Raw genomic sequence first — 14,974 nt, 5'->3', positions numbered from 1 at the left:
TTTTACACACTTTGCATTTATAATCTTCAAGGAGGTCTTACAGATGAAAAAAACATACGACTATGTCATCGTTGGTGGCGGTAGTGCGGGTTGTGTACTCGGCAACCGTCTAAGTGCAGATAAATCGAGCAGTGTGCTTGTCCTGGAAGCGGGGCGTAGTGATTATCCATGGGATCTATTTATTCAAATGCCAGCAGCTTTGATGTTCCCGTCAGGTAATCGCTTTTATGACTGGATATATGCTTCTGACCCTGAGCCTTATATGAATGGACGGCACGTTGCGCATGCCCGAGGGAAAGTACTCGGGGGATCGAGTTCCATCAACGGCATGATTTACCAGCGTGGCAACCCGATGGACTATGAACGGTGGGGGGCTGCCCCAGGTATGGAAACTTGGGACTATGCACATTGTCTGCCATATTTTAAGCGACTAGAAACAGCCCATGGAGCAGATCCATCTGATGAATATCGAGGTCACCACGGTCCACTTAAATTAAAGCGCGGACCTGCCACGAATCCTTTATTTCAAGCCTTTTTTGATGCAGCTGTTGAGGCTGGTTACTCGAGAACCCCCGATGTAAATGGTTATCGCCAGGAAGGGTTTGGTCCATTCGATAGTCATGTCCATAATGGCAGACGAGTGTCCGCTTCACGTGCGTATTTGCGGCCTGCTATGCGACGCAAAAACTTAACTGTGGAAACGCGCGCTTTTGTTACCAATATCAATTTTGATGGTACGCGAGCCAACAGTGTGACATACCAAAAAAATGGGAAAACTTATCACGTTAATGCAGGAGAAGTTATCCTTTCCGGTGGTGCATTCAACACGCCGCAGCTCCTTCAGTTGTCAGGTGTGGGAGACGCTGACCATTTACACTCGCTTGGCATTAAACCGATCGTTGACCTGCCAGGTGTCGGTGAAAATCTGGAGGATCATCTCGAAGTATATATTCAGCATGCTTGTCCGCAACCTGTTTCGGAAATGCCTAGCTTAAATAAAGCAAAAATGCCTTGGATCGGCTTACAATGGCTACTCGGGCGCACCGGACCGGCAGCATCTAATCATTTTGAAGGTGGCGGTTTCGTCCGTTCGAATGAAAATGTTGAATATCCGAATTTAATGTTTCATTTTCTCCCGCTTGCGGTTCGATATGACGGACAAAAAGCGGACGCGAAGCATGGATTCCAGGTACACGTTGGACCAATGTATTCCAACTCCAGAGGAAGCCTGAAGATCCGTTCACGTGATCCTTTTCAGCATCCAAGTATCGTATTTAACTATCTGTCTACCGAAGAGGATCGGCGTGAGTGGATTGAAGCAGTACGAGTTTCACGGGAAATCCTTTCGCAGCCGGCGTTAGCACCTTATAATTCGGGCGAAATTTCACCTGGGCCTTCTGTTCAAACGGATGAGGAAATTCTGGAGTGGGTAGCGAATGACGCCGAAACGGCACTCCATCCGTCCTGCACGGCAAAAATGGGTCCCGATTCAGATCCGATGTCTGTTGTAGATCCGCTCACCATGAAGGTTCATGGCCTGGACAACGTACGGGTGGTTGATGCCTCTGCTATGCCTCATACGACGAACGGAAATATCCATGCACCGGTGTTGATGTTGGCCGAAAAGGCAGCGGACATCATTCGTGGACAAAAACCGATGAAGCCTGAGTATATGGACTATTACCGTCATAGCGTTCATCCGGTAGACGCAGGCACAGTAGTAGGGTAAGTTAACTATAAACCTATTTACCAATAGAATAGAAAATCATGGACAGAAAAAATGATTGTGATATCACTTACAGCTGAACTACTGGAATAACCGATTTCCAGTAGTTCAGTCTGTTGGGGATGGGGGCTCAGATATCTATCCGCCATCTCCATTTATTTTCATTTAATAGGGGGAGAAAGGGTTCAGTTTAGTTTTCCTTGCATTTTAAATATGCAAGTCTTAGGCTTTACTGTATTAGTGACAAATTCACCGCCATATTCTGTATAGCGATTACTTCTATTTCCAACTTCAACACAGCATTTTTCATCTGTACATCCGGACCAAGATCAATTTTATTTATTTGTATTGACCACTGTAAGACAGATTATATCCACCTTCCAATAGTAAGTGTATATACAGTATCACTAACGTTGGCAGTCTTCCCCTAATTTTGGGTAGTTTTATTAACCATATTTTTCATAAACTATTCACCTTTTCGGGCAGGATTAGCATACATACTATAATTATATGAACTATCAGTGAACGTTGCAATAAATTAACTAATTTGAATTTCCCGGAAATTTGATTGAAGAGGTGCCTTCCGCTCCCATTATTCTCCGTTTTGCCAAATACACCGAGTACTAGCAAAATCCAGGCATCATTCATTCAAAACAAATTCAATTGCTGTGTCACGCTACCAGTCTCTGCTCCCGCCACTACATACCCCAACGATTTATAGCCCTTTCTTCTATTTTTATACATCTTCTCAAACATCGCTTCCTTTACATCCACATAATCATAGACTTTCACAACCGTTTTATCTGCATGCAAGCGGTGCAATCTGCCAACATATTGCTGCAGTGTGCCTGGCCAGGATATTGGCATAGTCAAAAACATCGTATCCAAGCAGGGATTATCAAAACCCTCGCCAATATATTTTCCTGTCGCAATGACCAATCGTTCCTCGTTATCCGACAATGTCTCCAGGATTTTCAATCGCTGTTCCTTTTCCTTTTTGCTTAGTTCACCTGTTAGCACAATAATGGTTTTTACAAAACGTTGAAACTTTTTCTCAAGTTCCTTAACATGTTCGATTCTCTCCGTTAAGATAATCGGAAATGAGCCATGATCCAATTCTTTTAACACATCGTTAAAAATCATATCATTACGAGCTTCATGATGTACGAGTTCCGAATATAGCTCCTGAATATCTTTTTCGCTATCTGCACTTTTAAAAGAAGTGAACCTCGGTATTAAAATGTGTTTAAAAGGACGTACCTTTGCCTGGTCTTTGGCAGTTACTTTATAGCGAATCGGATCAAGTTGCATTTTCATAATCGATTCGTGTCCATCTTTACGCTTCGGCGTTGCAGTCAAGCCATAAACATATGCTGCATTGGTTTTCTTTAGAACTTTCTCAAAGGTGAATGCAGAAAAGTGGTGACACTCGTCAACGATAACCTGACCGTATTTCTGGATAATATCTTTTACATCACCTTTATTGCTCAGACTCTGGATGGTGGCAATATCAAGTATTCCTTTTGCTGTGTTTTTACCACCTCCGATGATCCCAATTGACTTTGGATCAATATCAAGAAATGCTGCTAGACGTTCTTTCCATTGTTCCATCAATTGATTGCGGTGGACAATCACCAGTGTATTGACATTACGCTTGGCAATCATGGACGCTGCAACAACCGTCTTTCCAAAGCCAGTTGTTGCAGATAAAACCCCGGTATGATGAGCCTGCATTTGCTGAAGGGCATCCATTTGCTGCACAGATAATTCACCCTGAAATTCAACACCAATGGGTATACCATAATTTGTTTCATCTTCCATTACGATGTTGATTGATTTCTTCTTCAGCATCTCCACCAGTTCTTCCATACATCCTCGCGGCAAAAGTAGTTGATCCACCGTCTCTTCTGAGCAGTCAATAATTCGCGGGATTTGCTTTGTGGACAGCCGCTTTTTTTCGGCCTTGTAAAATGCCGGATTACTGAATTTTGCAAGCTGCACTATTTCTTGCAGCAAATAACCAGGAATACCCTGTTTTAGAATATAAATACCGTTTTTGTATATCACATTAATTTTTTTTGGCATCTTTTCTGTATGAGGTATACTTTCATGAACACGTAGCTTTTTTTCTTCCGTATCGAAACGTTTCACAATCAACTCAACTTCATGCTTGTTCAATTTTTTTATGTTCGATAAATACAACCACTGGTTTGAGTATGGCTGAAAATTTTCATCTATAAAAATACTATTCCCTTGTTTTCTGGGGATACCTTGTAATGGAAGTGCAATCAAATTTCCCAGTTTTCCTTCTGGCATTGTATCCTGATTTGGAAAAAGTCTGTCATAGGAATTCAATCCGTTATTTCCAAACGTTTCTTTTGTTTTTGCTAAAAGTATTTTACCAAGTTTTCTAGTCACCCTTGCAAGAACAGGTTCGCTGAAAAAGATCCAGATATGTGCTCCGTTGCCTGAGCGAGATCTTTCCATGCTAAACGGTATTTTCATCATTTTGCACGTGTGAATGAATGCTTTCACATCTTTCTTCCAATCTTTTTTATCAAAATCTACCACCAAAAACCAGCAAGTATTATCCAGCAAAAGCGGATAAAGCCCAATTGTCTTCTCTCCAGACAAATGATCGTATATTTGCTGATCTGTCAGCGGGATATGATATCCACTACCGGATTTTTTCGCCGGAGAGTATCCAACTTTTCCATTTTTCAATTTCCAGCGGTATGCAAAAACATCACTTCTTCCTTTGAATAGGCTTTTGAAAATAGCCATTCTTTTCCTAAGTTTTGCTTCCTTTGCATCGGATTGTCCATACTCTTGATCATTGCGATTTGGAATTTCTATCTGATGTTGCTGCAAAAGCTGTCTTAATTGATCATTCTCTACCTTTAACCGCTCGATTTCTTGATATGCATTATGAATTTCATTTTCAACGTTTTTCATCGTAACCCTCATTTGGACAATGTTTTTGTTATAATTATCGTCTCCTTTAAATAAATGTTTTAAACAAAATTATCATAACATTTATGAGACGTCATGTGGACAAGAGGAAGTTATTTTTCACCTTTGTCTGTTTTATCCATATTATCATTTAACCGTTCAATTAGTTTTCACTACGATTAGTATTTTGCATGTATAATATAGAAAATTGGGCGGAGAAAAATCAGGGAGGTGTTCATAAAATGAATTACCTGAAATATATCGAACAATATGGTCAAGATGTTACTGATTTCGAAGTGAATCCTCTTGAAACAATGGATATGTTACATCTCCGCAGCCGTTTAAATAAAGAATCTCACAATATGACATTAAAAGAACGTATTCTTCTGATGAAATATGACCTGCAATTACTTGAAAATGTAGACCGTATGGTTCAGCATGTAGAAAGGATTTACGATTTTTCAAGTTCCATGGAGCCATATGAGGAATGGTGGTGGCATCTTGATCAAGTAGCGTCAGGAGAACTGGAAGTAGAAATTGAAGCGACTCCGAAAGATAAGGCTTTATAATGATGAGATACTCATTTGAGTGTCTTTTCTTTGTAACGGGTATTATAAAGATACAAAGGCATTAAAATAGTCAGCGGATCAACCGTGACCGTCACAATAATAAGCATTATTATGGAAATGACAAGGAAAACCATAAGATAAACCAGCTTTCTATTTTACCATCTAGATTTAATAGTTCTAATACATTTTGCACTACTTTACTCCCACCTATCCAATTAAGTTCAACAAGGGCTTAGGTCTTGTAGTTGCGTTATGCAATAAGATGTCGCACCTTTTCCCAACCGCTTATTGCCGTTATAAACCCGGTAAATTGGTTCCCATTGTGTGACGAAGCGTTTCCAAAAAGCAAAACAGGAAAACAAGCTGATTTTTGGTTCTCCTTAGTACCTAATTTTGGCTCTCATATCTCAAGCAAATTTGGGCTGTTTTTCATGTTACAAATGATGTTGAGCGAGCAATTGACCCCATTCCCTTGCCCGCTTTTGCTGGAAAAACCGTTCTCAGCGAACATGAATGGTGTGATCACAGAACACTAGTAAGCTGAATTTAAACACTATAAAGCGAAGAGCCAAAAAATATTGGAAGGTGAACCCGAATGACATCAAATAAAAACAAAAAAACAAATAAACTAATCATCGAAAAATCCCCATACTTGCTCCAACACGCATACAACCCGGTAAATTGGTTCCCATGGGGTGAGGAAGCCTTCGAAAAAGCAAAACAAGAAAATAAACCTATTTTCCTGTCCATCGGCTACAGCACATGTCATTGGTGTCACGATTTTTATTAAACCATTAGTCAAACATTGGTATATCAAGGTTTTTGCCCCAATATCTTTTACTACTCAATAAGGCTTAAAGAAAATTTACAGTTATTTCCCCCTCATCATCATCAGACAACCTTTTCAAATCTATATGACTGATTATTGATTTAAACACCCTATTTTTATCTTCCTCAGATACAACCTGATCAAAATTATTTAAAACTGTATCTAGCAAAGCAATTTTGTCTTTATCCTGTACAGCATCCTGCTTTTTAAGTTGATTATTTAACAGCTCAATTTCACTTTCTGCATCTTTTTCTTTTGCTGTCAGCTTATCCATCCTAGACAGGTATTTTTCCTTTGTATAGACACCATCCTCTAAAAAGTCATCTAATCTATCCTTTTTAGCTTCTAACTGCTTTAATTCCTTTTTTAAGTCTGCAATGTTCTTTAAAATGGCATCCCTGTTTTTATCATTTCCTTGACCTTGTTCCAATATCTGAGCCAACTCATCCCTGTACTTTTTAATTTCAATAAGTATCCTATTAATGACCTTACTTTCAGCTATCCCTTTGTTGCCACACTTATTTCCAAAGGCATCCTTCTTCCAACAATTTCTAATTATGTTCTTATTGTTAGGTTTCCTTTGTATATACATACCTGCCCCACAGCATTTACATTTGATTAAACCTGATAAAGCAGATATTTTTGATTTCCTTGTAGCAATAACTTTCTTACTCCTGCCCATTATTTGTTGTACATCCTCAAATATTTCCTCTGAAATAATTGGCTCATGTGCATTATTTACAATTATCCACTCAGACTTGTCCTTAAATTTAAGAGGAGTTGTTTTTTTGTTTTTATGCCCTGAGCCTGAGGATTTACCATATATTGTTTTACCCAAGTAAACCTCCTGCTTGAGCATTCTACTTATAGCTGTATTTGACCAATAAGCACCACTATTTGTATAAATACCTTTTCTATTAAGTTTATAAGCTATTTCTGAGGTACTCATATTGTTTTTACAAACATCATTAAAAACAGATTGTACAATTTCAACAGGTGAAGGATTTCCAGTTGTATCAGGTATTAGCTTTTTGGTTTTATGGCTGTATTCATAACCATATGGGGCTTTACCATTTACCCAATTACCTTTCATTGCTCCAGCTTTTTTACCTGCCCTAAGCCTCTTTTTAATCATTTGAAATTCCTGCTTTGCAATAATAGATTTAAAATCTGTAACCATATCATCTATTTCATATTCTTCTGTACCCATTGAGTTCCTCATCTTCTAATAAAAGGTCTAATTGTTCATCAGTTAGAACCATGTATCTATCCTCCATTTGTTTCTCAAAATTTTAATAAAGCAAAGGCTCTCAGCCTTTCCCTATCAATAGAATAATAGTAAGCTCACTAAAATATAATACCAAATCAAAAAATATTTGTCTTAATTTGTTGACTCACAGAGTACAGGCATATATAATAACCCTAATAAAAGTTAAAATAATATTTAACTATGCAGGGGGTTACAAATGTATATAAGTAAAGAAAAAGTAAGATTACATATGAAAAGACATGGTATAGCTACTCAAAAAGAGTTAGCTGAGCAATTAGGTGTAAGCAAAAATCAACTCTCTATGTTACTGTCACCTAACTTTAATCCTATCAAATCTAATGCTATGAAGCTATGTGAAAAACTTGAGGTAAACTTAGAGGACATCACTGAACAGATGGAGTTTGATTTTGGTGTAGAGGTGGAAATTCCTAAGAAGGTAATATACAAAAAAGGTAAGAACCAAAAGAAAGTTAACCAAAATAACCTAAATGATTTTGTTGAGGTAAGAAATACTAAAGCTTATAAAAAGTATACAGTATTAGAATTGTTTGCAGGTGCAGGAGGGTTAGGACTAGGTCTTGAGTATGCAGGTTTTGACTCAATAGGAAATGTTGAAATAGATAAACATGCCTGCCAGACTCTAAGAAAAAACAGACCTAATTGGAATGTAGTAGAAGAGGACATTGAAAAGGTTACTGAAAATGGTATAGAGAATTATATTAATGCTCCTGCTGTTGGAGAGCTTGACCTCCTATCAGGAGGCTACCCTTGTCAGGCATTTAGCTATGCAGGGAAAAAAGGTGGCTTACAAGATGCTAGAGGCACAATGTTTTTCCACTATGCCAAAATCCTTGATAAACTAAAACCAAAAGTGTTTTTAGCTGAAAATGTAAGAGGACTTGTTAATCATGATGGAGGTAACACTTTAAAGACTATGCTAAAGGTTTTCTCTGATATTGGTTATACAGTAAAATGGAAAGTCCTCAGGGCATTGGATTATGATGTAGCCCAAAAGAGAGAAAGAATTGTAATTGTTGGAATTAGAAATGACCTAGTAGAACAAGAAGGACTAGAATACTTTTTCCCCAAGCCTTATGGCTATGAGTTAACTCTAAAGGATATTCTCAAGGATGTTCCTGTATCTGTTGGGGTAAAATATCCTGAGTCTAAAAGAAAGGTACTAGACCTTGTACCTGCTGGAGGCTATTGGAGAGACCTGCCTGATGAAATAGCCAAAGATTACATGGGTAAAAGCTATTATTCAGGAGGGGGTAGAACAGGCATGGCTAGAAGGTTATCATGGGATGAGCCATCCTTAACCCTAACATGCTCACCTGCTCAGAAACAGACAGAAAGATGTCATCCTGATGAAACAAGACCATTCACAGTCAGAGAGTATGCAAGGATTCAGAGCTTTCCTGACAGTTGGGAATTTGACTGCTCTGTAGGTAATGCTTATAAGCAAATTGGAAATGCTGTTCCTGTAAACATGGCAAAAGCTATTGGACTATCTATTGTAAATGTCCTTAACAAACTGAATTAAAAAGGGATGGATGCAGTAAAAAGCATCCATCCTCATTACAGTATTATTCATATTTTTCTTTTTCCTCAGCAACTTCTCTTACCTCTAAGTTCTTAGGTTTTAAATTTTCATTAATTTCTTTTGCAAGTGATTTAATTACCTTTTCTATCAGTTCAGAACCATCATACTCTGATGCAACATCCCCTATAGCATCAGTAAGCCTTTGATAAAAGTCTTTCTCACCTGTAAGCCTATACCAAAATTCAGCACCAATAATTACTGGGTATTCTTCATTTATTCTCTTATAATGCCCACTTAAATCATCAGGTGTACCATAAAAAACACCTACCACTAAATCATTAAGACCCACATTAAGATTATTAGTCCTTGCAAGGTTTTTAACACCTGCAAAATGACCTTTAATTGTTTCTACATCATCTTTATTAATAGTATTTGGGCCTGCCTTAATTTGGCAATACTTTCTCCTTCCATCTAACTTATCAATATATTCAATGTCAATCCCTGATGTTGTTGATGCAAAACCTTCTAAGACTTCACTACAAAACTTTTGTAACTTATTCCCAAATGTAGTATTAATAGATGTACCTAATACCCTAGGGTATACTAAAGCTCTGGCTATGCTCTCAGGGTCATCATTACCTGTTAGAAAACTGGCTTTATATTTATCTAAAAAAGGGTTTAAGTTAAATTCTTTTAGCTTTGTCAGTTTCTCTGTATTGGTAACATAACTGGGGGCAATTTCTTGCCTGAAAAATTCTTTAGCTTTCTCAATAATCTCATTAAACTGGCTGCTCATATCATTCCTCCTTCCCAATAGGAAAATTTACCCTTTATAGTCTATCTTACCATTTCTTTCTTATATTTTTTAGCTTTAATTTTCATGCTGATGAAATAAACAGTTAAATCAATAAGATTTTTTAAATCCTTTATATCTTTATCTGCCCACCTTCTTACATAATGAGTCTCATCATTCCCTAACCATATAGCCCTTTCAGCCATTCCTTTTATTTCAGGCATTTCAAAATATTTTACCAATACATTGTTTCAAGTATGTGTAAAATTATACTCGGTAGTAATTGCGGTACTTTTTGATAGCCAAAAAAGAGAAGGCGCTCTATCATTAAAATGTATGCTTTGCACGGCATAATACATTTTAGAAAGAAGCCTTCTCATGGATCATATTATATCAAAGCTGTATGAATTAATAAAGAATACCACGAATCTAGTGGAGTTTGAAGAGAGAGCTCAAATTTTAATGTATAACTTCTTTTCCTCTTTGGTGGGGCGTATGTTCAGTGAATTAAATCAAGTCATTGTGGCACAAAGACGTGCAGATGACTGGAAAGTGGAAACCACAGATTCAAGAAGTGTACAATTTATGTTTGGGACGGTTACCTTTGATCATACGTTGATGTGGGATAAAAAGGGAAAAGCAGTCTATCCATTGGATGAGTGGATTGGTCTGCGGGATAGGCAGCGATACAGTCCATTGGTGGAACTGAAAGTAGCTGAAATGGCGAGTGAAAGTACATACCGGCAAGTGGCCCGTACTCTCAAGGAATGGACACCTGTAAGTTTAAGTCACCAAACAGTAGGAAATATGGTAAAGACTGTGGGTAAAGCCCAGGCAGAGATGGATCAAGAGATGGTGAAAGAGTTGGATGAAGCAGCGTCCCTGCCAGAAGGAAAAAAGGTTGATTTCTTTTATGCCGAGGCAGATGGTGTTTTTGTCCGCGGACTCCAAAAAAAACAGAGTATGGAAGTGCACCATGCGATCATGTATGAAGGATGGGAGAAAAACGGGAAACGTGTATCCCTTAAGGAACCGACAGTAATTATGACAACGCAATCTACAGATGCATTTTGGGATGAAACGCAGGCGATGGCATCCAGCCGATATACACTGGAAGACGCACAGGTTGTTACTAACAGTGACGGTGGCCCGGGTTATACAGTTGAAAGGTTTCAAGCTGCTTTTTCCCAATCGAATAAACCGATTTTAAACCAACTGGATGACTATCATATCTCACAAGGATTTAACCGTGCATTTGGCAGTGCAGGAAATGCCTATAAAGATGCAGGAAGAAAGGCACTGAAGGAACATGATTTAGAAGCATTCAAGCTTCAATTAGATACATACGAAAGCACATTGGAAGACGATAAGCAGATGGAGAAAATCAACGTCTTTCGCAGTTACATTCTCAACAATTGGGAACGCATTTACGACTGGCGGGATATTGTAACAGACAGCCCTAGAGATGCCAGGAAACTCGGTGCTATGGAATCCAACCAGCGGCATGTGTCTTTTCGTATGAAAAAGCGTGGAATGCATTGGAGTAATGATGGTGCGGAGGCAATGGTGAAAATCAAACAAGGCATGTTGAATAATACATTGCGTAACGCTTATCTGAAATGCAATGAACGGAGTACCAGGAAACAACGGGATGTAAAAAAAGCTGTCAGAGTGGCCCAATTATTACGTCAGCCAACACAACCATCTATTGGTGTAAAACAAGGTTCTGTCGCTTTATATGCGGCTCATTCAACAGCCATAGGTAACTTATTTAAAATATTACAATAAACCTCGTTTTTGATGGAACGGTCTTTGGTTTTTAAGACCGTTCTGTCAAAAATGAGGCCAGCAAGCGACAGCGCGGTAGCCGAACAAGGTGTACAAAATGGGAGCGCCTGAAATATTGGTATGAAAGCAACGTCGAGAAAAACTTGACACATACTTGTTTCAAAGGCATCTATACAAGTATATATGTTGATGATATAATTGAAAACTACTAAGGAGCTGACAACATGATTCAAACTAACAGAAAAGTATTAAGGGAATGGGTTGAAATTATAGATGGCAAGGAAGTACCCTGCAAAGAGGTTGAAAACATAGTGGCAGGAAAGAAAGTCACAGTTATAACAAAAGGGGAGCCTGATATTGACACATGGGCTAAAAAAGTAAAACAGGTTTATGAGGATATGGAGGCAGGAAGATACAAAGAGGAGGCTGAAAAGAGGTGTTGAAATTGGCAACTGCTTTTGATGATAGAATTGACTATATAGAGGACAATGATATGTCAGACTTTAATAATTTATCACCTTTGCCTGATAGGTTTCCAATTTGTACATATTTGTCAAATATCCCCTCCCTCTGTACAACCAAAATATTACCAAAATTATCTTCCACAACTAATGTAACCTCATAAAATTTCCATCCATTCCTTGCTGTTGCCTTATACCAAACTCTGTATTCTACCTATTTTCATTTTAATATCTTCCCTGTCTGTTCTGTTGTATATTATGATAATTTAATACTTTCTTTTACTCAAATAATTGTACAAAGTTCTTCTACTGATGCCACAAATGTCAGCAATCTGTTTGGTGGTATGTTCACCTTTATGGTACAGCTCAATAGCATAGGCTACTTTGTTTTTGTTTGCAGTAGGTCTACCAAACTTGACACCTTTTTTCTTTGCAACAGCTATACCCTCATTCACTCTTTTAACAATCTGTTTTCTTTCCATTTCTGCCAATGCCCCAAATATCTGTAACAAGAAGTCACTCATGATGTTGTTTCCTGAGGTATCCAACCAACTGTCCTGAATAGACTTTAGGGATGCCCCTTTTTCCTTTATTATTTCAACCAGTTTAAGCAAATCCTTTACTGATCTTGATAATCTGTCTATAGAAAGGATTAAAACAGTATCACCTTCATGTAAGTCAGCCAATAACTTGTCTAATGCAGGTCTGCTTTTCTGACTTCCTGAGATTCTGTCTGCATAGATATTGTCCTTGCTGACTCCATGTTCCAATAACTGTGATTCCTGTCTGTCAAACTTTTGCTCCTCTTTGTTTGTGCTAATTCTCATATAACCATATACTGCCATGTCTTGTTGCCTCCTAATGTTTTTTGAATGTGACAGCCTTATTGAGTTATACTAGGACATAATCAAAACCTTAAAATATAATATAGAAAGAAGGTGGTTTACACTATGACTAAGGATAATCAAGCCAATAGACTTATACATGAAAAGTCTCCCTACCTGCTCCAACATGCTTATAATCCAGTAGACTGGTATGCATGGGGAGATGAGGCTTTTACCAAAGCTAAGGCAGAAAATAAGCCAGTATTTGTTTCTATTGGCTACTCCTAGCTTGGTGTAACAATTCACTTGCCATTGGTGTCACGTCATGGCCCATGAATCATTTGAAGATAAACAAGTTGCGGACCTGTTAAACGAACGCTATATCGCCATTAAAGTCGACCGTGAGGAACGCCCGGATGTGGATGCTGTTTACATGAAGGTTTGCCAGATGATGACGGGTCAAGGAGGGTGGCCGCTTACAATTTTCATGACACCGGACAAAATTCCGTTTTATGCTGGTACCTATTTTCCGAAAGAAAGTAAGTATGGCAGACCAGGCCTAGTTGAGGCACTAACACAGCTTCACCAAAAATACACGAACGATTCAGATCTCATCAGTGAGGTTACAAAAAGTGTAACGGATGCATTACAAAAAAGTGCGACTGCTAAAAGTAATGAAAATCTAACATTGGATAGCACGAACGAAGCATTTGATCAGCTACGCAACACATTCGATATGGAATACGGTGGATTTGGAACAGCGCCAAAATTTCCTGCACCACAGAACTTGCTGTTTTTAATGCGTCATTACCACTTTGCCGAAAACACCGCAGCCCTTGATATGGTAGAAAAGACATTACAATCCATGGCTGATGGCGGGATTTATGATCATGTAGGTTTCGGCTTTTCCCGTTATTCCACGGACAGGGCATGGCTCGTCCCCCACTTTGAAAAAATGCTCTACGACAATGCCCTTTTGTTGATGGCTTTTACAGAATGTTATCAAGTGGCAAAAGAGCCATTTTATAAAAAGATTGCGGAACAAATTATCGAATTTGTGATGCGAGAGATGTCAAGTCCGGAGGGAGCCTTCTATTCCGCTATCGATGCAGATTCGGAAGGTGAAGAGGGAAAATATTACGTGTGGGATTATGAAGAAATTTTTGATGTACTAGGTGAGGACCTGGGTGATTTATACGCAACAGTGTATAACCTGACGCCTTATGGTAATTTTGAGGGAAAAAATATCCCAAACCTGATCAATACAGATGTCGAAGGCTTTGCCGAGGGATTTCATCTTACACCTGAAATTTTACAAAAAGAATTGGAACAAGCCCGGCAAACATTGTTGGCTACACGGGAAAAACGGGTATACCCGCACGTGGATGATAAAATATTGACATCATGGAATGCCCTTATGATTGCGGCTCTTGCAAAAGCGGGAAAAGTTTTTAAAGAGACACATTATCTCACGGCAGCCCAAAAAGCACTGGCATTTATCGAGGAAAACCTTGTCCAAGGTGATCGATTAAAGGCTCGCTATCGGGATGGTGAAATAAAATACAATGCCTACATCGATGATTATGCTTTTCTGCTATGGGCATATCTGGAATTGTACAGCACAACATTTTCACTCGACCATCTAAAAAAGGCTAGCACACTTGCTGACAGCATGATCGATTTATTCTGGGATAACGATCATGGTGGATTTTACTTTAATGGAAATGACAGTGAGGAACTGATTTCAAGGGAGAAAGAAGTCTATGATGGTGCCCTGCCGTCTGGAAATAGCGTTGCGGCGGTGCAGCTTGTCCGTTTAGGGTTCTTAACCGGGGAAGCAAAATATCGTGATAAAGCGGAGGTGATGTATTCCACTTTCTATCAAGATCTGCATCAACATGCACATGCGAGCACCCATTTTCTCCAGAGTCTGTTGCTAACGGAAAACCCGACAAAAGAAGTGGTCATACTTGGCGATGAAATTGATCCGGACAGGGAAAAACTGCTTAACCAGCTTAAGGAACAATTTTTACCTCATGTAACAGTACTCGCCAGCGAATCTGCTAAAGATTTTGCTGGCGTTGCACCGTTTGCAGCTGAATATAAGAAAATCGGGGATAAAACGACTGTTTATGTTTGTGAGAATTTTGCTTGCAAGCAGCCGACTACGGATGTGAATGAAGCGCTGCATAACATTCGTATCCATTAAAAATGGAGGT

10 protein-coding genes and 2 pseudogenes are annotated in these 14,974 nt (G+C 38.7%); 7 read left to right on the top strand and 5 right to left on the bottom strand.

Going from position 1 to position 14,974, the window contains the following annotated elements; all coding sequences use genetic code 11:
• Positions 1-43 precede the first annotated feature (43 nt).
• Positions 44-1,729, top strand: a complete 1,686-nt coding sequence (betA, locus tag CZ382_RS19835; RefSeq protein WP_088052872.1) for a choline dehydrogenase — start codon at positions 44-46, stop codon at positions 1,727-1,729.
• A 645-nt stretch (positions 1,730-2,374) separates the two neighbouring features.
• Here the strand turns inward: betA and CZ382_RS19830 are convergent.
• Entirely contained in the window at positions 2,375-4,681 is a 2,307-nt protein-coding gene (locus tag CZ382_RS19830) for a DEAD/DEAH box helicase (protein ID WP_088052871.1), read from the bottom strand.
• A gap of 239 nt (positions 4,682-4,920) precedes the next feature.
• Between CZ382_RS19830 and CZ382_RS19825 the strand changes: the two genes are divergently transcribed.
• Both CZ382_RS19825 and CZ382_RS19820 read left to right on the top strand, forming a co-directional pair.
• Positions 4,921-5,247, top strand: coding sequence for a hypothetical protein (locus CZ382_RS19825; protein ID WP_088052870.1), 327 nt, complete (start codon positions 4,921-4,923; stop codon positions 5,245-5,247).
• A gap of 595 nt (positions 5,248-5,842) precedes the next feature.
• A pseudogene (locus CZ382_RS19820) lies at positions 5,843-6,025 on the top strand (DUF255 domain-containing protein); the annotation flags it as partial.
• 76 nt (positions 6,026-6,101) lie between these two features.
• Here CZ382_RS19820 and CZ382_RS19815 read toward each other — a convergent pair.
• On the bottom strand, positions 6,102-7,286 hold the full coding sequence (locus CZ382_RS19815) for a recombinase family protein (protein WP_159457844.1): 1,185 nt from the start codon (positions 7,284-7,286) through the stop codon (positions 6,102-6,104).
• Positions 7,287-7,542: 256 nt separating this feature from the next.
• On the opposite strand from CZ382_RS19815, the gene dcm reads away from it, so the two are divergent.
• Positions 7,543-8,889 carry a DNA (cytosine-5-)-methyltransferase gene (dcm, locus tag CZ382_RS19810; RefSeq protein ID WP_200809550.1) on the top strand — a complete coding sequence of 449 codons (1,347 nt, stop codon included), beginning with the start codon at positions 7,543-7,545 and terminating at the stop codon, positions 8,887-8,889.
• Positions 8,890-8,932: 43 nt separating this feature from the next.
• Here the strand turns inward: dcm and CZ382_RS19805 are convergent, their stop codons facing one another.
• Both CZ382_RS19805 and CZ382_RS19800 read right to left on the bottom strand, forming a co-directional pair.
• Positions 8,933-9,685, bottom strand: a complete 753-nt coding sequence (locus CZ382_RS19805; protein ID WP_088052868.1) for a PmeII family type II restriction endonuclease — start codon at positions 9,683-9,685, stop codon at positions 8,933-8,935.
• Positions 9,686-9,726: 41 nt separating this feature from the next.
• Positions 9,727-9,924, bottom strand: coding sequence for a hypothetical protein (locus CZ382_RS19800; RefSeq protein WP_140392757.1), 198 nt, complete (start codon positions 9,922-9,924; stop codon positions 9,727-9,729).
• Between the two features lie 136 nt (positions 9,925-10,060).
• Between CZ382_RS19800 and CZ382_RS19795 the strand changes: the two genes are divergently transcribed.
• Entirely contained in the window at positions 10,061-11,470 is a 1,410-nt protein-coding gene (locus CZ382_RS19795) for an ISLre2 family transposase (protein WP_088049839.1), read from the top strand.
• 224 nt (positions 11,471-11,694) lie between these two features.
• Positions 11,695-11,913 (top strand): hypothetical protein, encoded by a 219-nt coding sequence (locus CZ382_RS19790; RefSeq protein WP_088052866.1) that lies wholly within the window; start codon positions 11,695-11,697, stop codon positions 11,911-11,913.
• 284 nt (positions 11,914-12,197) lie between these two features.
• Here CZ382_RS19790 and CZ382_RS19785 read toward each other — a convergent pair whose 3' ends face one another.
• The gene (locus CZ382_RS19785) at positions 12,198-12,776 is read right to left on the bottom strand and encodes a recombinase family protein (protein ID WP_088052865.1); all 579 of its coding nucleotides are present in this window, start codon (positions 12,774-12,776) and stop codon (positions 12,198-12,200) included.
• 105 nt (positions 12,777-12,881) lie between these two features.
• On the opposite strand from CZ382_RS19785, the pseudogene CZ382_RS19775 reads away from it, so the two are divergent.
• A pseudogene (locus CZ382_RS19775) lies at positions 12,882-14,964 on the top strand (thioredoxin domain-containing protein).
• The last annotated feature ends 10 nt before the right edge of the window (positions 14,965-14,974 follow it).

It is taken from the genome of Virgibacillus dakarensis, assembly GCF_900155625.1.
GTDB lineage: Bacteria > Bacillota > Bacilli > Bacillales > Amphibacillaceae > Lentibacillus_C > Lentibacillus_C populi.
The sequence above is the reverse complement of the archived record's forward strand: the minus strand, read 5'-3'. Positions and strand labels throughout refer to the sequence as shown.